Annotated in this window: 16 protein-coding genes and 1 pseudogene; 9 read left to right on the top strand and 8 right to left on the bottom strand. The window is 73.0% G+C overall.

The genetic code is table 11. From position 1 onward, the window contains the following. Window positions 1-22 precede the first annotated feature (22 nt). Window positions 23-649 (top strand): P-loop nucleotide/nucleoside kinase family protein, encoded by a 627-nt coding sequence (locus ABT297_RS02555; protein WP_350543774.1) that lies wholly within the window; start codon window positions 23-25, stop codon window positions 647-649. Window positions 650-672: 23 nt separating this feature from the next. Here the strand turns inward: ABT297_RS02555 and ABT297_RS02550 are convergent. After that, window positions 673-935, bottom strand: a pseudogene (locus ABT297_RS02550) (SAM-dependent methyltransferase); the annotation flags it as partial. Window positions 936-1,435: 500 nt separating this feature from the next. Between ABT297_RS02550 and ABT297_RS02545 the strand changes: the two are divergent. Then, the gene (locus ABT297_RS02545) at window positions 1,436-2,401 is read left to right on the top strand and encodes a sodium:calcium antiporter (RefSeq protein ID WP_350543772.1); all 966 of its coding nucleotides are present in this window, start codon (window positions 1,436-1,438) and stop codon (window positions 2,399-2,401) included. Window positions 2,402-2,436: 35 nt separating this feature from the next. Next, on the top strand, window positions 2,437-2,826 hold the full coding sequence (locus tag ABT297_RS02540) for an STAS domain-containing protein (RefSeq protein ID WP_350543770.1): 390 nt from the start codon (window positions 2,437-2,439) through the stop codon (window positions 2,824-2,826). 365 nt (window positions 2,827-3,191) lie between these two features. On the opposite strand, the gene ABT297_RS02535 is transcribed toward ABT297_RS02540, so the two are convergent. Continuing rightward, entirely contained in the window at window positions 3,192-3,851 is a 660-nt protein-coding gene (locus tag ABT297_RS02535; RefSeq protein ID WP_350543768.1) for a hypothetical protein, read from the bottom strand. Window positions 3,852-3,974: 123 nt separating this feature from the next. Continuing rightward, complete coding sequence (locus tag ABT297_RS02530; RefSeq protein WP_350543766.1) at window positions 3,975-5,258, bottom strand: citrate synthase; 1,284 nt, start codon at window positions 5,256-5,258, stop codon at window positions 3,975-3,977. 250 nt (window positions 5,259-5,508) lie between these two features. Here ABT297_RS02530 and ABT297_RS02525 point away from each other — a divergent pair, with 250 nt between their 5' ends. Together ABT297_RS02525 and ABT297_RS02520 are read left to right on the top strand one after the other, a co-directional pair. Further along, on the top strand, window positions 5,509-5,958 hold the full coding sequence (locus ABT297_RS02525) for a GVDTG sorting domain-containing protein (RefSeq protein ID WP_350543764.1): 450 nt from the start codon (window positions 5,509-5,511) through the stop codon (window positions 5,956-5,958). Next, a complete protein-coding gene (locus ABT297_RS02520; RefSeq protein WP_350543762.1) occupies window positions 5,955-6,590 on the top strand; it encodes a class F sortase in 636 nt (211 codons plus the stop codon). The genes ABT297_RS02525 and ABT297_RS02520 overlap by 4 nt, the downstream gene beginning before the upstream one ends. Here ABT297_RS02520 and ABT297_RS02515 read toward each other — a convergent pair. Beyond that, window positions 6,577-7,713: a hypothetical protein gene (locus tag ABT297_RS02515; RefSeq protein WP_350543760.1), complete on the bottom strand. Its 1,137-nt coding sequence runs from the start codon at window positions 7,711-7,713 to the stop codon at window positions 6,577-6,579. The two genes, ABT297_RS02520 and ABT297_RS02515, sit on opposite strands and share 14 nt — an antisense overlap. Before the next feature lie 238 nt (window positions 7,714-7,951). Between ABT297_RS02515 and ABT297_RS02510 the strand changes: the two genes are divergently transcribed. The 3 genes from ABT297_RS02510 (at window position 7,952) to ABT297_RS02500 (ending at window position 11,156) form a co-directional block, all read left to right on the top strand. Further along, complete coding sequence (locus ABT297_RS02510) at window positions 7,952-8,626, top strand: uracil-DNA glycosylase (protein WP_350543758.1); 675 nt, start codon at window positions 7,952-7,954, stop codon at window positions 8,624-8,626. Between the two features lies 1 nt (window position 8,627). After that, window positions 8,628-10,322, top strand: a complete 1,695-nt coding sequence (locus ABT297_RS02505; protein WP_350543756.1) for a DUF5931 domain-containing protein — start codon at window positions 8,628-8,630, stop codon at window positions 10,320-10,322. Between the two features lie 201 nt (window positions 10,323-10,523). Continuing rightward, complete coding sequence (locus tag ABT297_RS02500; protein WP_350544104.1) at window positions 10,524-11,156, top strand: response regulator; 633 nt, start codon at window positions 10,524-10,526, stop codon at window positions 11,154-11,156. A 4-nt stretch (window positions 11,157-11,160) separates the two neighbouring features. On the opposite strand, the gene ABT297_RS02495 is transcribed toward ABT297_RS02500, so the two are convergent. Next, the gene (locus tag ABT297_RS02495; RefSeq protein WP_350543754.1) at window positions 11,161-11,424 is read right to left on the bottom strand and encodes a hypothetical protein; all 264 of its coding nucleotides are present in this window, start codon (window positions 11,422-11,424) and stop codon (window positions 11,161-11,163) included. Window positions 11,425-11,569: 145 nt separating this feature from the next. On the opposite strand from ABT297_RS02495, the gene ABT297_RS02490 reads away from it, so the two are divergent. Beyond that, complete coding sequence (locus ABT297_RS02490; RefSeq protein WP_350543752.1) at window positions 11,570-15,556, top strand: SCO7613 C-terminal domain-containing membrane protein; 3,987 nt, start codon at window positions 11,570-11,572, stop codon at window positions 15,554-15,556. A 120-nt stretch (window positions 15,557-15,676) separates the two neighbouring features. Here ABT297_RS02490 and ABT297_RS02485 read toward each other — a convergent pair whose 3' ends face one another. From ABT297_RS02485 to ABT297_RS02475, 3 genes are all read right to left on the bottom strand, one after another. Beyond that, on the bottom strand, window positions 15,677-16,570 hold the full coding sequence (locus tag ABT297_RS02485) for a Gfo/Idh/MocA family protein (protein ID WP_350543750.1): 894 nt from the start codon (window positions 16,568-16,570) through the stop codon (window positions 15,677-15,679). Between the two features lie 70 nt (window positions 16,571-16,640). After that, window positions 16,641-18,299, bottom strand: coding sequence for a protein kinase domain-containing protein (locus ABT297_RS02480; protein ID WP_350543748.1), 1,659 nt, complete (start codon window positions 18,297-18,299; stop codon window positions 16,641-16,643). Between the two features lie 155 nt (window positions 18,300-18,454). Beyond that, window positions 18,455-19,714: a glycosyltransferase family 4 protein gene (locus ABT297_RS02475; protein ID WP_350544101.1), complete on the bottom strand. Its 1,260-nt coding sequence runs from the start codon at window positions 19,712-19,714 to the stop codon at window positions 18,455-18,457. Window positions 19,715-19,923: the final 209 nt, after the last annotated feature.

Genomic DNA, 19,923 nt, shown 5'->3' with positions numbered 1-19,923 from the left:
CAAAAGCTATTGCCCTAGGCCTTTGATCGAGCGCCGTCCGTTACTCGTGGGCAAGGTTGTTGGTGGCCAGCTGAGGTTCCCCGGCTATAACGGCCTGGTGCAGAAACCAACCCTTGTCGTCGTCAGCGGACCGCCTGGCGCCGGAAAGACCACCCTCGCTCATCGCCTGGCGCGCGGGATCGGTTGTCCGGCGATCTGCCGGGACGAGATCAAGGAGGGCATGGTCCACGCAACCGGTAAGTTCGTCGCCGCGCCGGGCGACGAGCTAACCCTGCGGACGCTGCCTACGTTCTTCCAGGTGCTGGAGCTGCTCCTGAATGCGGGAGTCACCACGGTCGCTGAGGCGGCCTTCCAGGACCGTGTCTGGCGTCCGCGCCTGCAGCCGCTTGGTGAGATCGCGAACATTCGCGTGGTGCACTGCCAGGTCACGGCTGAGACGGCCCTGGCGCGGATCCGGCGGCGGCAGGAGGAGAACCCGGCGCGGCGCGCGCATGCGGACTCCCACCTTAGCGATCGTGAGGTTCACGCGGTAGGCCACGACGGGTTCGACCGGGTCCAGCTCGATGTGCCGGAGTTGGAGGTGGACACCAGCGACGGCTACCGGCCAGGCCTCGTCGAGATCGTCGCGTTCGTGAACGCCGGCCGATGACGCGACCAGTTACCTTCTGTAGTTCACAACTGGCCGTCCACGGGGATTGCGAACCCGGCGGCGGCGAAGCGTTCTTTCCATCTCTCGGGCGGAGAGCCAGTACCGGTCGAAGTCGATGCCGAAGCTCTCGACGCGGCTGCCGGGAGCGTTGCGGTGCAGGGTGCCGTCGCCGTGCTTGAAGGCTGTCACCAGGTATCCGCCCGGCTTTTACTATCCGGGCGAGTTCGGCGAAGGCCGGAACCCTGGCGTCCGGGGCCAGGTAGATCAGCGAGAAGCAGCACACCACCCGGCCTCGGCACCCAATGCACACGCCACTGGGAGATCAACGGGGCAACACTGAGAGTCGTCACACGTGGATCTAATAGGGAAAAAGCCACAGTAGCGGCGCCGCCGGTGCCCTCGGCGCCGCAACTGGACAACGCACTCGACCCGGCGTCCACTGTGGAGACGGCCCGCCCGGGCGACGGCCGCACCCGGCTCGCTGCGGTGCGGCGGGCACCGGAAACGGCCTGCAAAAATAGGGAGACCGGCATCCACGGGGGAAGACGCCGGTCTCGTTGAGAACTGTAGAGCCCTCCGCCGATTTCCGCCAGCGGTGGAGGGGGTCAATCCACTGGAACTGGCCCGGATTTCCGACCACGACGTTCGGTGATCTTTCCAGCGACTCTGCTGCGCCACCGCGCGGTGACGGTGCGCGCTGTCCGGGCCTCCGGCCGCGCCACGGAGCGTCCTGCACGTGGCGGGGCCGGTATCGTGTCGTGCCAGGCGCTCATCGGGAGGAGGCGGATGTCGACCCTGTTCGTGGCCGGGCTCGGCATCGTCGGCCTGGTACTGCTGACCGTCGGCGCCGACCAGCTCGTGGTGGGCGCCGGCCGGCTCGCCATGGTGCTGCGCGTGGCGCCGGTGATCATCGGCGTCGTGGTCATCGGGCTTGGCACGAGCGCGCCCGAGTTCGTGCTCTCGGGGACCGCCGCGGTGCAGGGCAATGCGGGGCTGGCGCTGGGCAACCTCGTCGGTTCGAACATCCTCAACGTCACGCTGATCCTGGGCGTGGTCGCGGTCGTGTCGCCGGTGCTCGTGCGCTCCTCGGTGCCGGTGCGCGAGGCACCCCTGATGGTTGCCGGGGTCGCCGTGTTCGGGGCGTTCGCCCTGGTCGGGCTCAAGTTCGTGGCCGGTGTACTGCTGGCCGCGCTGAGCATCGGGGCGCTGATGCTGCTGGTGCGGCTGTCCCGGGTACCGCCGGATGATCCCCTGCCGGACGACGTCGCCGCGTTCGTCGAGCCGCCGCCCCGGCCCGGCCGCTGGTGGGTGGAGGTGACGCGGACCGGGCTCGGGCTGGCCGCGACGCTCGGCGGGGCGCAGCTGGTCGTCGACAACGCCTCGACGCTGGCGCACCGGTGGGGCGTCAGCGACACGGTCATCGGCTTCACCCTGGTCGCCGGCGGCACCGCGCTGCCCGAGCTCATGACGTCGGTGCAGGCGCAGCGGCGCGGCGAGGGCGACCTGATGGTGGGCAACCTGCTGGGCAGCAACCTCTTCAACAGCCTCATCGGCGGGGCGGTGGTGGGGCTCGCGGCCGGCCGGGAGACCATCGCCCCGTTCGGCTTCGCTGCGGTCAGCGCGATGGTCGGCGCCGGGGTGCTCGCGTGGCTGCTGCTCAAGCGGGGCAACCGAATCACCCGCCTGGAGGCGTGCGTGCTGCTGTGCGCCTACGCGCTCATCCTGCCGTTGTTGATCTCAGCCAGTCCGTGACGTTTCCCGGCTCGCGGGTCGGGTACGCGGCTTGAATGGGCGACGCAATGGTCCGGACACACCGCTCCGGCGACGGTCCGGGCGGCACGATCGTGGTGGAAGTGCTGGGGCCGCTGGAGGCGGCAACCGTGGGAGCGCTCCGTTCCGTGGTGCTGGACGCCGTGGAGACGTACCGTCCCCGGGTGCTGACCGTCGACCTGCGCCGGGTGCCGTTCATGGACTCCATCGGCATCGGGACGCTCGTCGCCATCGACAACAAGGCGCGCGAGGTGGGCGGCACGATGGAGGTAAGCAGCCCGTCGCCGTTCGTGCACCGGCTGTTGCAGATCACGGGGCTGACAGAGCTGTTCGGGCTGCCGGACCTGCCCGAGGACGCCCCGGTGTCGGGCGCTCCCGCGGATCTCGGTCGCCCCCAGAAGTCCTGACCGTTCGGATCGCCGTTTCCCGCTACGACCGCGCTACGGCGACAACGAGTGCGACGAGGGAGCCAGCCGACGAGGCATCACGGTGCGGACGGCGCGTCGAGGCCAGCCATGCCGGCCGGTCACGGTCTCGCGGTACGGAACGACGCAACTTCTGGAACCAAGGACCGGGGCCGCCGCCACGGGGGAAGCGGCGGCCCCGGCCGTCCTTGGGTTGCAGGAAATGTACTCCCCCGGCGCGCCCCTGCACACCCCCCAATTCGTGCCGTCTTCCCGACCGTGTGGATCTGTCCAATGTGGAGCACATTACCGCACACGATCGCACAAGCCGTTGCCTCGCCAGGGTTTCCGGCCGCCTCCGTGATGGGTCAGCTCAGCTGGGCGGCGCGGCGACCGGCCTCGGAAGGGGTCAGCAGTTCGCCGTCGAGGACCACGGCCCAGAAGGCCTCGAGCGGGATGCGCTCGAACAGGGGCGAGCCGAGGCCCTCGAACACGTCCTCCGGCACGAGCTTCAGCGACGTCGTGACGACGATCGTCGGGATGCCGGCGGCCAAGGCCAGGGTGCCCTTGATGTTGAGGACCCGCGTGGGGCTGACCGCGTCGGCGCCGGCCAGGCCGGTGACCGGCTCCAGGCCCCGGGTGCCGGGAGCGTCCACGGTGCCGGCGGACAGGCCCGCGACCGTGGCCTTCACCAGGGCGCTGCTCGGTGCGGTACGCACCCAGCCGCCGCGCTGCCGCAGCAGGCGCGTGGCCACGGACACCGAGCGGTGGACGTCCTGGTCGAGCTGCTCGCGGATCGCGCGCAGGGCGGGGCCCGGGTCGGGGCCGTTGGCCGCCCGGGCGATGTGCCACATCGAGGCATACCCGGGCAGGAGCCCGGGCAGCGGCGCCACCATCGCGCGCAGGGTCGCGGGGTCGTGCACGAACTCGGCCAGGCCGTCGAGCACCTGCCGGGCCACGCCGGTGGCTCCGGACGTGCGGTCCTGCACTGCCGCGGTCAGTAGCGGCGACAACGTTGGCGCGCTCATGCTGCTCCGATTGCTCCCTGTCGAAAACGGACAACGACCCCAGACGGACTCATGTATGAGACAGCTGGGGTCGATCTCCGTCAAGTAGACAAACGAGCAAGAACCGCTCCGCGCAGCGGGTCTTTACCGAGCCGAAATCGGGGTGTAATCCCGGGAGCCGTAGCCGGTGTAGACCTGGCGGGGACGACCGATCTTGGTCTCCGGATCCTTGATCATCTCGCGCCACTGGGCGATCCATCCGGGCAGCCGGCCGAGCGCGAACAGGACCGTGAACATGGTGGTCGGGAAGCCCATGGCCTTGTAGATGAGGCCCGTGTAGAAGTCGACGTTGGGGTACAGCCTCCGGGACACGAAGAAGTCGTCCGCGAGCGCGATCTCCTCGAGCTGCATCGCCAGCTCGAGCAGCGGGTCGGGCTGGGACATGCGGCCCAGGACCTCCTGAGCGGCCTTCTTGACCAGCGCCGCGCGCGGGTCGTAGTTCTTGTAGACCCGGTGCCCGAAGCCCATGAGCCGGACGCCGTCCTCCTTGTTCTTGACCTTGCGCACGAACGAGCTGACGTCGCCGCCGTCGGCCTGGATCTGCTGCAGCATCTCGAGCACGGCCTGGTTGGCGCCGCCGTGCAGCGGGCCGAACAGCGCATTGACGCCGGCCGACACCGAGGCGAAGAGGTTGGCGTGGCTGGAGCCGACGAGGCGGACCGTGGAGGTCGAGCAGTTCTGCTCGTGGTCGGCGTGCAGCAGCAGGAGCATGTCGAGGACCTTGACCGCGACGGGGTCGATCTCGTATGGCGTGGCGGGCACGCCGAAGGTCATGCGCAGGAAGTTCTCGACATAGCCCAGGGAGTTGTCCGGGTACAGCATGGGCTGGCCGATGGCCTTCTTGTACGCGTACGACGCGATGGTCGGCACCTTCGCCAGGAGCCGGATGGTGGAGATCTCCACCTGCTCCTCGTCGAACGGGTTGAGGCTGTCCTGGTAGAACGTCGACAGCGCGCTGACCGCGGAGGAGAGCACCGCCATCGGGTGCGCGTCGCGCGGGAAGCCGTCGAAGAACCGGCGCATCTCCTCGTGCAGCAGCGTGTGGTGCTGGATGCGGGTGGTGAACTGCTCGAGCTGCGCCGGGCTGGGCAGCTCGCCGTGGATGAGCAGGTAGGAGGTCTCGAGGAAGGACGAGCCCTCGGCGAGCTGCTCGATCGGGTAGCCGCGGTAGCGCAGGATCCCTTCGTCACCGTCGATATAGGTGATCGACGAGACGCATGAGGCCGTGTTCACGAAGCCCGTGTCGAGTGTGACGTGACCGGTCTTGTTGAGCAGCGAACCGATCTCCAGCCCCGACGGTCCCTCTGTCGCCTTGCGGGTCTTGAGCTCGAGCTCACCGTCCGGGTATGTGATGTTGTACTCACTCATGCGCGTCGTTCCCGTCTCGTCCCGCAGGCCGGCTCCTGGCCGCGGCCCCATTGCCCGCGACCGGCGCTTATGGCGCCCTTCGCGCCAGGATTTCAGATGAACGCGCCCGATGGGCAGCCGGGGCGCGTCACTGCGACATTTCCAACTCGTGACAGCCCTGCTCCCATCGTCGCACCGGGATACGGCCGACGGTATGGTCGCCCTGGACGGGTGTGCGGCTTTCACCCGGGTTTACGGTGAGATGTACCACATGCAGACTCTCCTCGCTGCGCTCGGCGCCGTCGTGATCGCCCCTTCGGCCAGCCCGAGTGGCGCGGTCACGCCGAACACGGTCACGCCGGGCAGCCCGGTCACGTTCAGCGTCGTCTGTGCCGACGGGGTTCGCTCGGCCGACGTGGCCGGCACGGCACTGGGGCTTGCGGAGCGCATCCCGATGGAACCGGGGAAGACCTCGGGCGCCTTCTCCGTGACGGTCAACATCCCGACCAGCACGCAGGAGGGGACGTTCAACGTCAGCATCGACTGCGGGGACGGCACGTCGACGGTTGTGCAGCTGGTGGTCTCGCCGGCGGGCGGCGTGCCCACCGGCGACGGCGCCACGGCGGACGAGCCCAACCACATGCTCATGGCCGCCGGCGGTGGGCTGTTGGTCATCGGCGCCACGGGCGCGTTGCTGCTGCGGCGCCGCCGACCGGCTTGAAGTTTCTTGTTCGGCCGGACGGCCGGTGGCGCGGGCTGCCCGCGCTGTTCATCATCGCACTGGTCGTCGCCGGGGTGTGGATGATCGGCAGCTCGCTGGGATCCGCGCCGCCTGTCGTGCCGGCCGGGTCCGACTTCTCCGGGGCGTCGGGGGCCTACATGAGCCGATCGTCGCCGCCGGTCCGAGTCTCCATCGGTGCGATCGCGGTCGACGCGCCCGTGGAGCGCGTCGACGTGAACGCCGACGGCATACTCGAGCCGCCGTCGCTGAAAGAGCCGAAGACCGTCGGCTGGTACGGCAGGGGTCCGAGCCCCGGCGAGCGCGGGAACTCGGTGCTCGTCGGACACGTCGACACCGCCGCCACCGGCCCGGCGGTCTTCTACGAGCTGGGCCGGCTCCAACCCGGCGACGCGGTGACGGTGGCCCGGCAGGACGGTTCGTCGGCCACGTTCCGGGTCGACGCGGTGCGGCTGTTCGACAAGGCGGACTTTCCGGCCGGGCAGGTGTACGGACCGGTCCCCGACGCCCGCCTGGAGCTGGTGACCTGCGGGGGCAGGTTCGACCGGCAGCGCGGCGGATACCTCGGCAACACCGTCGTCACCGCCTCGCTGCTCTCGGCTACGCCGAGCTGACCGGCTCCCGCAGCGTCACCGCGCGGATCCGGCGCGGTGAGACGTTGCACTGCAGCAGCATGTTGCGCATGACGCCGACGGCGAGCGGGCTGCCGCTGAGGTACACGTCGTGCGAGGTCCACTCGCCGAAGTCGACGACGACCTGGGGCAGGGGGCCGCTGAGGTAGGGGTGCGCGGGCCCGCGCGCGACCACCGGGTGCACGGTGGCGTGGGCGCAGCGGGCCGCGCGCTCGCGCAGCGACTCGAGGTCGTAGAGGTCGTCGCGGGTCGACACGCCCCAGAACAGGTGCACGACCCGTTCGTCGCGCTGCTCGGCGAGCTCCGACAGCAGCGCTTTGACCGGGGTGACGTGCACGTCCTCAGCGACGATGAGCACCGCGCGGGCCGCGCCGCCGCCGATGACGAAGTCGCCCTCGGCCCGGTGCAGGCGGATCGGGTCGCCCACCCGCGACCCGCGGACCAGGGCGGCCGTGGCGTGATCCCCCGCTGCGGCCTGGACGTGGATCTCGAGATGGTTGTCCGCGCCCGGCGGGTCGCCGATCCAGCAGGCCCGCCATACGCCCGGCACCTCGTGGCTCTCGACGATCGCGCACTGGCCGGCGCGGAACGGGTACGGCAGGTCGGTGGCGACGGTGAGCACGGCGACGTCGTCGCGGCGCCGGTCGTACGCGAGCACGGTGCCCGTCCAGAACGGCGTCTCACCCTGGTACAACTGGGCGCCCTGCCGCAGCCAGCCGACCGCGAAGCGCCAGCCGTCGCGCCAGGCGGTGGCGTCCTCGTCACTCCACCGCTCGCCGCGCACCTCGCGCGCCGCCGCGAGCAGCGCGTCGCCGAACAGGTCGAGCTGGCGGCCGCGCGGGCCGATCAGCGCGTCGAGCGCGGGTGCGAGCCGGCCGAGCGCGGGCACCACGGCGCTGGGCTGGTCGAAGCGCTCCACCAGCCAGGCGAGGCCGCGCTCGGCCGCCGCAGGGTCCGCGGCGATGGCGCGGTGCAGGACCGTGCGGTTTTCCGGCGGTACGGCGGCGATGCGCGCGATCACGCGGTGCACGTCGCCCAGGGCGTCTCGCAGGCGGGTCTGCAGCTGCGGAAGGTAGCCCTGATCGCCCTGTTTCGGCCCGTCCACGGGGCCGTCCTGTGCGATGCTGTCCCTTGGACCAGCATTTTCTCCGTGTTCGCCCGATTGTTGCCTTTGCTGTCTTGCGTCCGCTTGCTCCAGCCGCTGCCGCCAGGTCCACAGCGCGGTGAGCGGCTCACCGTCGCTGCCCACGGGTCCGACCTGCGTCATGGTCCCATTTTATCCGGATAGATACTCTTTTCAGCCGGTACCAAAAATGTCGTACTCGCCTCGTAGAGTGCCGTGCATGTCGTTGGATCTGCTGGAGCTCCTCCCCGCCGGCTGGCGTGACGTGATGAAGCCGCACCTCGACCTCGAGGTGGTGCAACGCCTGCAGACGTTCGTGGAGAGCGAATATGCGGCCGGCCCCGTGTATCCGCCACTGCCCGACCTCTTCACCGCGTTCCGGCTGTGCTCGCCGGACCAGGCCCGGGTGCTCATCCTGGGCCAGGACCCCTACTTCAAGGAGGGTCAGGCCCACGGGCTGAGCTTCTCCGTGCGCCCCGGCGTGTCCGTCCCGCCGTCGCTGCGCAACGTCTACAAGGAGCTGCGCGACGACCTCGGCGTCACCCCGCCCGCCAACGGCGACCTCACACCGTGGGCGGCCGACGGCGTGCTGCTGCTCAACGCGGTGCTCACGGTGCGCGCCGGCAAGGCCGCCTCGCACGCCGGCCGCGGCTGGGAGCACTTCACCGACGCCGCCATCCACGCACTCAACTCCTTTGACCGGCGGGTCGTGTTCGTGCTCTGGGGCGGATATGCGCGGAAGAAGGCCGGGCTGGTCACCAACCCGCAGCACCGGGTCATCGAGGCCGGCCACCCCAGCCCGATGAACCCGGCCGGATTCCTGGGCTCCCGCCCGTTCAGCAAGGTCAACGCGGCGCTCGACGAGGCCGGCCTGCCGCCGGTGCACTGGGTCTGACATGGTCCGCGGCGGCGACCGGGACACGGTGCCGGGCCTGGAGGGTCCGCTGTGGCGGGCGCTGATGGTCTTCCGCATCACCGCGCTCGGCTACGCCGCCGTCCTGATGATCAACAACTTCCACCACTACGCGTGGCCCGCGGGCGGTTGGCTGATCATCGGCGTGATGGTCGTCTGGACGGCGGTGAGCAGCCTCGCCTACGCGCGCCCCGAGCGCCGCGGCTGGCCGCTGCTCACCGCCGACCTCGCGGTCGCGGCCTGCTGCCTGCTCGCCTCCCGCTGGATCGTCAACCCCGCCGGCCTGGGCCTCGGCGCACCCACCCTGCCGATGGCCTGGGTCGCCGGCCCGGTGGTGGCCTGGGCCATCTCCGGCGGCCGCCGCCGCGGCGCGATCGCCGCGATCCTGCTCAGCGCGGCCGATGTGGTCGTGCGCGACGGCCTGAGCCAGGCCACCGCCAATGGCCCGGTCCTGATGATCCTGGCCGGCATCGGCGTGGGCCACATCGCCCGCCTGGCCATCGACGCCGAGTCCCGCATGCAGCGGGCGATCGAGCTGGAGGCCGCCACCCGCGAACGCGAACGCCTGGCCCGCGGCATCCACGACTCGGTCCTGCAGGTCCTCACCCTGGTCCAGCGCCGCGGCGCGGAGCTGGGCGGCGAGGCCGCCGACCTGGGCCGCCTGGCCGGCGAGCAGGAGGCCGTGCTCCGCGCCCTGGTCACTTCGACACCCCCACCGCCACACCAGCCGACCCAAACCCCCATCGCGCCGCCCTCTCGGGCCGCGTCTCCCTCTCCAGCCGAGTCGCTCTCTCCGACTGCGGCGCTCTCCCCCTCGGCGTCTCCCGCTCCGCCCGCGTCGCCCGCTCCGCCCGCGTCGCCCGCTTCCGGCGCGTCCCCTTCCCCGCTGGCGTCCCCCGCCCGCGCGCCGTCCCTCTCCCTGTTGGCTTCGACCGACCCCGCGCCGATCGCCGGCTCTCCCGACCTGGCCGGAACGGCCCGCACTTCTGCGCCCACCGACCCGGCGGCGGCCGCGCCCCGGGCGGCGGCGGCCGGGTCTACTGGCGCACCCTCGTCCACCGACGCGGCCGGAGCCGCAGGCGCCGCCCGGCCCGTCGATCCGGCGGGATTCGCCGGCCGCCCGGCGCGACAGCAGCGGTCCGAGCCGGCTGGTGCCCCTGGTTCGCCGGTCTCGGGTCCGGCCCTGGCCCGGCGTGCCGGCCGTCCCCGGGCTCGTTTGGGCCGGCGGGTCGCGTTCCGCTGGGGCGGCGGGGGCATCGGTTCCCGCGCGGCTCCCGCTCCCCCGCCGCCGGACCTCGTCGACCTGCGCACGCTGCTCGACGCGCACGCCTCGACCGCGGTCACGATCGCCTCACCCGCGACCCCGGTGCTGCTCCCCGCGGCGGTCGCCGCCGAGATCGCCGCCGCCGTCGCCGCGGCCCTGGACAACGTCGCCCGCCACGCCGGCCCCGAGGCCCACACCTGGCTGCTGCTGGAGGAGCTGGACGACACGGTCACGGTCACGGTGCGCGACAACGGCCCCGGCATCCCGGACGGCCGCCTGGCGGAGGCCGAGCGCGCCGGCCGCCTCGGCGTCGCCCAGTCGATCCGCGGCCGCATCCGCGACCTGGGCGGCACGGTCACCGTCACGTCGGGCCCGAGCGCCGGCGTGGAGGTGGAGCTGCAGATCCCTCGCTGATCCCGGCCCGTCCGCCGGGGCCGCCAACGATGGGCTGCCGGGCCCGCCGCGAACCGGAGGCCGCGCATTCGCAACCGTCGTCCTGTGGGCGTGGGGCTTGGCGAGCGAGATACATTCACGGGATCACGGCGCCGCGGGCGGGAATCCGGACGTGGGGACGTTTATGGTGCTTGGGTGGACGTCGGGGCGAAGCTGCGGGTGATGGTGGTCGACGATCATCCAATGTGGCGCGAGGGGGTTGCCCGCGACCTCGCCGAGGGTGGATACGAAGTGGTCGCGGCCGTCGGGGAAGGGGCTCAGGCGGTGCGGATCGCCGGGTCGGTCCGGCCCGACGTCGTGGTGCTCGACCTGCAGCTGCCGGACCGGTCCGGGGTCGAGGTCATCCAAGGCATTCTCGCCTCCTGCCCGGACGCGCGCATTCTCATGCTGTCCGCCAGCGGGGAGCGGCAGGATGTGCTCGACGCCGTCAAGGCGGGGGCCACGGGCTATCTGGTGAAGTCGGCGGCGCGGGCGGAGTTTCTCGCGGCCGTGCGGCGGACCGCGCAGGGTGATCCGGTCTTCACGCCGGGGCTGGCGGGGCTCGTGCTCGGCGAGTTCCGGCGGCTGGCGAGCGTTACCCGGGCCGAGGACCCCGACGCGCCGCGACTGACCGAGCGCGAGACCGAGGTGCTGCGGCTGGTGGCGAAGGGCGTGACGTACAAGGAGATCGCGGAGCGGCTGGTGCTGTCCCACCGCACGGTGCAGAACCATGTGCAGAACACGCTCGGCAAGTTGCAGTTGCACAGCCGGGTCGACCTGGTGCGGTATGCGATCGAGCGCGGGCTCGACGAGTGACCGGTCACACGCCGTAGATGTCCAGCAGGTGGTGGCCGAGCACGGACGAGGTGTTCAGGTCGAGGACGAGCACCAGGAAGACGTTCGGCTGTTCGCAGTTGACCAGGACGTGCTGCAGATTGCCGCGTGGCATGTGCCAGGCATAGGTGACGCTGCCCGCCGAGAAGTCGTGGCCGCCGAGGTCCGCCTCCGGCACCTCGTCGAAGTACGGCCAGAAGTCGAAGGGCGGCTCGTCCTGCGGACCGATGCGTATCGGTTCGGGTTCCATCGTCGCCCTGTATTCAGCCTCGGTGAGCAAACGCATCACGTCAGCATGCCGGTACGGCGGCGGCACAGAAAGCGGTCGGTACTCAGACACGGTTGAGTAGCCCAACCGATTCGCCCCGTCGCCGCCAGGCCTCATGCTGTGCGACATGGTGAGCTACCCCTGCCCGTTCTGCGGCGCGCCCGCCGGGCTCGAGGCCGGCTGCAGCGGCTGCGGCCGGCCGCCCTACCCCGACGCCGCCGAGGTCGTGCGACTCAACGAACGAACCCTCGAGCTGTACGCCGCGGTAGAGGCGGCCCGCACCCGCTACGGCGCCGCCGTGCAGCGGTTCAACGACATCCAGTCGCAGCGCAACATGCTCGCCGCCCGGGTGAACGCCGTCGTCGCCGCCGCGCGTGCCATGAAACCGGAAATTGCCACTATAGCGCCTGATATCGCGAAATTTCCGGTGCATGGCGCCGGCGCCACGCCGGCAGCCGCGGGGACCGGCCCCACGCCGGCAGGAACGGGGACCGGCCCCACGCCGGCAGGAACGGGGACCGGCGCCGCGCCGGCAGGGGCATGGGCCGGCGCCGCGTTGGCAAGGGCAGCGGGGACGAGCAGCGCACCCGCGCCGGCGATGGCGGGGGCCGGTGCCATGCCGGCGAGAGCGGCGGTTGGGAGCCCGGTCGGGCCGTTGCCGCCTCACGAGACGATCCTCGGGCAGCGGCCCGAGGCCACCCCGCGCACCGTCCAGAACATCCTGTTCGTCCTCGGCGGCCTGCTGCTGGGCAGCGCCGCCATCGTCTTCGCCGTCGTGGCCTGGGCCAGCTTCGGCGTCCTCGGCCGCGCCGCCATCCTCGCCGTCGTCACGCTCATCACGCTCGCCGTCCCGCCGGTCGCGCTCGGCCGGCGGCTGCGAGCCACCGCGGAGACGTTCGCCGCGCTCGGGGTGTTGCTGGTGCTCCTCGACGGGTACTCCGCCTGGTACGTCGACCTCGCCGGCCTCGCGCGGGCCACGACCCCGGCCACGTACGCGGGGCTGACCTTCGCCTTCACCGCCGCCGTCGCCGGCGGGTACGCGGCCCTCACCCGCCTGCGCGCGCCGCGCCTGGCCGCCGTCGCGGCGCTCCAGCCCGTGCTGCCGCTGCTCGCGGTGCACCGCGGCTTCGGAGCGGCCGGCTGGACGCTGGTGTTCGTGTGCATGGCGGCGATCGGCGTGCTGCTGGGCCGTACCGTGGAGAAGGCCGCCTGGATCCCGGCGGGCCTCGCGGTCCTGTCGGCGCTGCCGCCCGGGCTGCACGCGCTGGCCACTGCGGACAGTGTGCCCGCGGCCGCGCGCGCCGCGGGGGCCATGGTGCTGCTCGCCGCGCTGGTCGTGGTGGCCGGGCTGTCCCACGAGCGCACCGCGCAGGCGGGCGCCGGGGTGGCGACCGGCATCGTCGCGGTGGCCGGGGCGCGACTGGTCGCGGAGGTGTTCCCGCACCAGCGCTACGTCGCGTTCGCCGCACTCGCGCTGCTCATCGCCGCGGCCGCGATCGTCGTGCCGCAGCGGGTCCGCCGCGGCGTCCGGGTGGGCGCCCTGGTGGTGGCCGGCGGGTTCGCCGCGCCGTACGTGCACTTCGCCGCCCTCGCCGCCATCCGGACCGCCGTCCGCGCGCTGCCGGCATGGCACCCGGACGAGGCGCCGCTCGGGGGCCCGCCGCAGCCCCTGTTCGACTGGCAGGAGCCGGTCGCGCTGGTCCTGCTCGCCGCCGCGCTCTGGCTGTCGCTGCGCCACCGCGCGGTACCGTTGACAGCCGCCGTGCTGGTCGCCTTCGCCGCCCCCGCGGCGCTTCCGGCCCCCACCACCGCCCTGGTGGCCACTGTGGATGCCGTGACACTGGCGGCGCTGGTCGCGATCGCGCTCACGTCCGTCCGCGGGGCCGCCGTGGCGATCCCGTTCGTGGCCACGCATCTGGCGCTCGCCGGCCTCGCCACCCCGCTCGCGACCCTGCTGGTGTACGCCGTCCTCGGTGGACTGTCCACGGTGGTCGCCGTCCGCGCGACCGAGCGCTACCTGAGCCTCCCGGCCGCCGCCGTGGCCCTGCTCTGCCTGCCCGTCACGACCGCCGCCGCATTCCGCCTCCTCCGCCTCGGTACCGCGGAATCGGGCCCCCTCCCGTCCGCCCTGCTCGGCGCCGCGGCCGGCCTGGCGATGCTGACCGCCGCGGCATTGTTGCTCGGCAACCGCGCCCGCGTCGCCGGCACGATCGCCACCGCCACGGCGGGCGCCGGCGTGACGCTCGCGGCGACCCTGGTGTCGGCGGACAACGACGGCACGACCTGGTTCGGCACGTACGCGGCCGCCGCCCTCGCCGGCACCTGGCTCGCCGCCCGCGGCTTCCGCCCACCGCAGACGGCGGCCGCCACCGAGAACGCCGTGGCGCCACTGCCCGCCACGGCACCACCAGCCGCCGCCGATGCCACCAGCACACCACCGACCGGCGACCCGGCCCGGACACCGCCGCACACCAGCGACGCCCAACCATCACCCGACAGGACGCCACCGACCGGCGAGGCGAGCTGGACACCACCGACCGGCGAGCCGGCCCGGACCCTGCCGCACACCGGCGACGCCCAACCATCGCCCGGCTCGACGCCGGTGGCCGGCAGCGCCGTCGGATCGTCTGCCGTCGGTGACACGGGCGCCGAGCGCTCTCCCAGCGGGGCGCCGCCGCTCGCGGGTGACGGTCGCGGGGCGGTCCGGCTCGGCCATGCGGCTCCCGCGGTGGTGCCGGTGATTCTGGCGGCGGTCTCGCTGGTCCCCGCGGCCGCCGATGCGCTGCTGCAGCCGCTGGCCTGGCTCGGCGCCGTCTGGCGGGGCGCGCCGGCGGGCGTGGGGCTGAGCCCTCGCGGCGGCGAATGGTGGGCCGCTACCCCGCCCGCGTTCGGCCCGGCCGCGGCGGCCGTCACCCTCGCGGTGCTGGCCGTGCTGGCGGTGCTGGTCGCCCGGCGGGTCGGCGCGGCGGCCTGGAACCTCGCGGCGCCGCCCGCCGCCCTCGGCCTGGTCCTGGCGTGCGTGGCGGCCGGGGCACCGTGGCCCGTGGTGCCGGCGGTCACCCTCGCCGCGGGCCTGGTCACCGCGCTCGCCGCGGCGCTGCGCCGCCCCTCGCGAGGCGCCGCGCTCGGCGTCGTGACCTGCTGGTCCGGCATCGTGCCCGGCCTGGCCGGCTGCCTGGCCGCGCCGGCGACGACCCTGTCCGCCCTCGGCGCGATCGTCGCCGCCGCGGTGCTCGCCGGCGTGCTGGGGCGCACCGCCGTCGCCCGCGTCCTGGCCTGGCCGGTCGCCGGCGTGAGCGGCGTGTGGCTGGCGTTCGCCGCCGCGCGGGCCGCGGACCTCCCGCTACGCGCGGCGGCGTACTGGGTGCTGCTCGCCGCCGCGATCGCCCTCGCCGCCGGCCGGCTGCTGCGGGGCCGCCCGCTGCCGGCCGGGTCCACCGGCGGACGCGGCGCTCGGAAGGCGGGGGCCGAGGGGCGCCTGCTCGACGCCGTCGCGCACGCCGCTGCCCTGGTGGCGGCGCTGCTCACGGCCGGCGACGCGGCAGCGGCGGCCGGGGTCGCCGGGCTCTGGGGCGTGGCGCTCGGCCTGCGGGCGCTCGCCGGCGGAGCGCGGATTGCCTACACGGCGGCGGCGATCGTGGCCGAGCTGCTCGCGTACGAGCTGGTGCTCATCGCCGGGAATGTGTCCCTGACCGAGGCGTACACGGTGCCGGTGGGGGCGGCCGCCGTGGTCGCCGGGTGGTTCGCGGCGCGGCGCAACCCGGAGCTGACCAGCTGGTCGGCGTTCGGGCCGGGGCTGCTCGCCGGGTTCGTGCCCAGCCTGGCCCTGGTGCTCGTCACGCCGGGCGATCCGGGGCGTCGGCTGCTGCTGGGGACAGCCGCGATCGGCGTGGTGCTGGCCGGCGCGCGGCTGCGGCTGAAGGCGCCGATCGGGGTCGGCGGGGCCGTGCTCGCGGTGCTCGTCGGCCACGAGATCCGGGTGTACTGGGACTACCTGCCGAGGTGGGCGCCGCTCGCGATCGGGGGCGCGCTGCTGGTCGGGTTCGCGGTGACGTACGAGCGCCGCCTGCGCGACCTGGGCCGCCTGCGCGCCACGATCGGCCGGATGCGCTGAGACGGCTCGACTCGGCCGCCTATGGCCGAGTGATGACGTTCCGGACAAGTCACGACGCCGCCGGGCATCGTGACTTGTCCGGCGCGGCCCCGGCGGTCGGGACCGCGCCGATCCGGCGGTTCAGACCGCGACGATCGTCGACGTGCTCCGTGCCTTCTCGGCGGCGGCGAGGATGTGCACCACCTGCGCGCCGAAGGCGGCGTCACACACGTGCGGCACGCCGGTCGTGGCCGAGTCGAGCAGGGCCGACACCGCGGCGCCGAACGCCTCGACCTGGGTGATGTCCGACTCGGGCAGGGTCGTGGCGCCGTGCTCGCCGAAGTACGAGAAGCCAAAGCTGGTGGCGTCCGGCGCGGCGTCGAGGGTGAGGGAGAGCGTGCTCGCCGCCCCGCCCTCGTGGCGCAGCAGCAGGTGGACGGTGTCGCGCGGCCCCTCGGCGGCGGAGAGGTCGACCACGGGGCCGAGCAGCGGCAGTATCACGGACAGCGCGTGCGGGCCGAGGTCCCACAGGCCGCCGTGCTGCTTGCGCCAGACCGACTCGGCGTAGGGGCTCCCGGGCTGGAAGATCGAGGTGTAGATCGTGCCGTGGGCCGCATACCAGCCGCCGAGGGCCGCATTGTCGTCCAGGAACGCCTCGATCGACGGCACGAACCGGTTGGTGAAGAACACGACGGAGGCGACCCCCGCCTCCTTGGCGGCGGCGACGACCTGATCGGCCGCGACCGGGTCGAGGGCGACCGGCTTGTCGAGCAGCAGGTGCTTGCCGGCCCTGGCGGCCCGCACGGCGAGCGGCGCCTGCACGTCCGGCGGCAGCGCGATCGCGACGGCGTCGACGTCGCGGAACAGCGCGTCGACGTCGTCATACGCGGGCACCCCGTATCGCGACGCCAGGTCGGCCGTCTTGTCAGGGCTGCGGCCCCAGACGCCGGCGAGTGTCGCCGAGGGGTGTGTCGAGAGAGCGGCCGCCTGCGTGACCGTCGCCCAGTGTCCCGTGCCCAAAACACCGAATCGCATCGGACCATTGTCCCCCATGCGGCGGCGCCGCCGATCACCACCCGCGACGATCTTCAGCGGACTCTTCGCCTCACCCCGGGCCCGGTTTGCGGCGGGCGCGCTGGGCCGGCAGGGTGGTCGCGACGTAGCCGGGCGGCAGGCCCGGCCGGCCGGTGTGGTGGCCCGGGTCGTTCGGGTCGCCGCCGGGCGGCGGGCCGGGGTTGTTCGGGTCACCGCCGGGCGGCGGCGGGCCAGGATTGTTCGGGTCGCCGCCCGGCGGCGGGCCCTGCTGGTTGGTCGGCGGGCGGGACTTCTCCGCCGGCGCGTCGACGATCTCGGTGATCGCCGGGAGCGAGTCCTGCGGCCCGCGATGGGCGGTGCGCTGGTCACAGGGGACGTCGTTGAGCATGAAGTCGCTCGGCGGACGCGGGGTGCCGCCGTGGCCCCACACGCCGAAGGTGACCGCCTTGCCGGGCGGTAGCGGCGCCTGCCCGGTGACCACCTGGCCGCCGACGCCGGGCTGGTACTGGCCGGCGCCCTCGACGCGGTCGACCGTCTGGCCGCCGCGGAAGACGAAGCGCAGCGTCCACCGGTCGAGGGTGCGATTGCCGACGTTGGCGACGGTGACCCGGGCCTCGAACGGCCTGTCGACCTTGGGGCCGAACTGCGGGTGGATGTAGAAGTCGACGTTGCAGCCGGGCTTGGGTGCCCACGGCTTCCACACGATCATGCCGGTGGTGGCGCCGGCCGCCGCCACGGTCGCCGCGACGGCCACCCACGTGCGGCGGGCGTTGCAGCGGGCGCTGCGCGGCCGGCGAGGACCGGGCAGCCCCCACCGGGGCTCGGCGTCCGGCGGCGCGTGCACCTCCTGCGTGGAGGAGCCGTCCTCGCCGGGCAGCACGACGTGGATCCCGGTCGCCCCGGCCAGCACCCGGGCCACGTCGACGGCGGGCGGCCGGGCGGCGGGGTCCTTGGCCAGACAGCGGCCGACCAGGCGGACCACCTCGGGCGGCAGGCCGGGGATCTCCGGCAGCGGGTGCGGCGGCTCGTACACGTGGTTGGCGATCATCTGCGTCGGCGTATCCGCGTGCCAGGGCAGCCGGTCGGTCAGGCAGCGGTAAACCAGCAGCCCGACGGTGTACACGTCGGTGGCCGGGACGACGCCGCCGCCGAGCAGCCGCTCCGGGGCGAGATACGCGGGCGTGCCGAAGACGGTGCCGTCGCGCTCGTCGTCGGGGTCGAAGGAGCCGGCGAGCCCGGCGACGCCGAAGTCGAGGATCTTCGCGCCGGCGCGGGTGAGCATGACGTTGCTGGGCTTGATGTCGCGGTGCACGACCCCGCGCTCGTGTGCGGCGGCGAGCCCGGCGGCGACCTGGGCGCAGATCTGGGTGGCGCGGCGCCACGACATCGCCCCCGAGCGCAGCCGGTCGGAGAGCAGTTCGCCCTCCAGCAGCTCCATGACCACGTACGGGCGGCGGCCGTTGCGCCCGGCGGCGAGGTCGCCGGCCTCGCCGTAGTCGTGCACGGCGGTGATGTTGGGGTGCTGCAGCCGGGCGACCACCTGGGCCTCGGCGCGAATCCGCTCGCGGTTGCCGGCCTTGCTCGCCAGCTCCCCGGCGAGCAGCTTGACGGCGACGTCGCGGTCGAGCACGAGATCGCGGGCCCGCCACACCACGGCCATGCCGCCGGTGCCGACGGGTGCGATCAGCCGGTACCTGTTGCCGAGTACCTCGTCGGCGCTGCCGCTCAACCCAGTTGCCGTCCTGATCGACTCCGGTCGCTGTACGTGGGAACCGTACCGGGGAAGCAACGCCGTGGCGAGACCCAAATGCGACGACCCCGGCGAATCGCATCGCCGGGACCGTCAGAAATCCGATATATCCGTTCGATCCGTCCGCCGCTCGATCACAGCGTCAGGAGATTACCCTCCGGTACGACGATCCGTGGTCGGCCGTGCTCGAGGAACGCGGCGGCCTGCCTCGCCGCGAAGCCCGGCGCCTCGGTGATCGCGGTGGCATACACGTCGGCGGTGTTGTTCGCGATCGTCGACCAGCCGTAGCGCTCGCTGACCATCGAGCGCGCCCGCTTGGCGACCCGGCGCGCGAACGGCTCGTCCTCCAGCAGGGTGCCGACGGACGCGGCCAGCGCGTCGGGGGTCTTGGCCGGGAACGTCACGCCGGTGACGCCGGGCTCGACGATCTCGGCGAGCCCGCCGGTGGCCGCGACGGCGAGCGGCGCGCCCGCGGAGGCGCCCTCCAGGGCGACCATGCCGAACGGCTCGTAGATGCTCGGCACGACGAGGGCGTCGGTGGCGGCCATGAGCGCGGGCAGTTCGCCCTCGCCCATGAAGCCGGTGAAGCTGACCGCGCGCTGCAGCCGCAGCCGGCGCACCTCCTCCTGCAACTCGGCGCGGTGCGGCCCGTCGCCGGCGATGACGACCCGCAGTCCGTTGTGCCGGGCCCGCAGCTCCGGCAGCGCGGCGATGAGGTCCTGCACGCCCTTCTCATAGACGAGCCGCCCGGCGTACCCCAGCAGGGGCCCGTCGGCGGCGAACCGCGCCCGGGCCGCGTTGACCGCCCGGGACGGCGCCCGCCAGACGCTCGCGTCCACGCCGTTGGCCACGACCGACACCCGCGCCGGCGCGAGGTCGAGCAGCCGCGTGACCTCCCAGCGCATGTACTCGGAGCAGACGACGACGCGGCACGCCTCGTGTCCGAGCCACCACTCGACGGAGTGGATGCACTTGTTCATCTCGTCGGGCAGCCAGCCCTGGTGCCGCCCGGCCTCGGTGGCGTGGATCGTCGCCACCAGCGGCAGGTCGAGGGACTCCTTGAGGGTCACCGCGGTGTGCGTGACCAGCCAGTCGTGGGCGTGGACCACGTCGTAGTCGCCGGTGGACGCGGCGCGCAACGCGGCCCGCGTCAGCGTGTGGTTGAACGCCATGGTCCAGGCCAGCAGCGTCGAGGTCGTCAGCGGGAACAGCGGCGGGTCCTCGGCGGCCCGCACGATCCGCACGCCCTCCGCGTACTCCTCCAGCGGCGCGCCGGGCGCGTGCCGCGTCACGACCGTCACCTCGTGTCCCGCCGTCACCAGGGACGTCGCCAGGGCGTGGACGTGGCGGCCAAGGCCACCCACGACCACGGGCGGGTACTCCCACGAGAGCATCAGAATGCGCAACGGTTGTCGATTCCCGGTCCCGATGGTCTCGCTCACGTGGCCGCCCCCACAGATCGTTGATCAAAACGGTCGCCTAAATACCCACGCGCGACAGCGGGTACACACGCGTTTTCGCCCCCGCGTGTGAGCTGTTGGGTGGGTTTGCGTCTCATCCTGCCCGGCGAGGGTTACCGCTGCGGCAAATCTGGTTTCTTCGG

The sequence above is a fragment of the Dactylosporangium sp. NPDC000555 genome (assembly GCF_040300025.1).
Classification (GTDB): Bacteria; Actinomycetota; Actinomycetes; order Mycobacteriales; family Micromonosporaceae; genus Dactylosporangium.
Note: the sequence above shows the minus strand (reverse complement) of the source record. Positions and strands in the feature narration are given on the sequence as shown.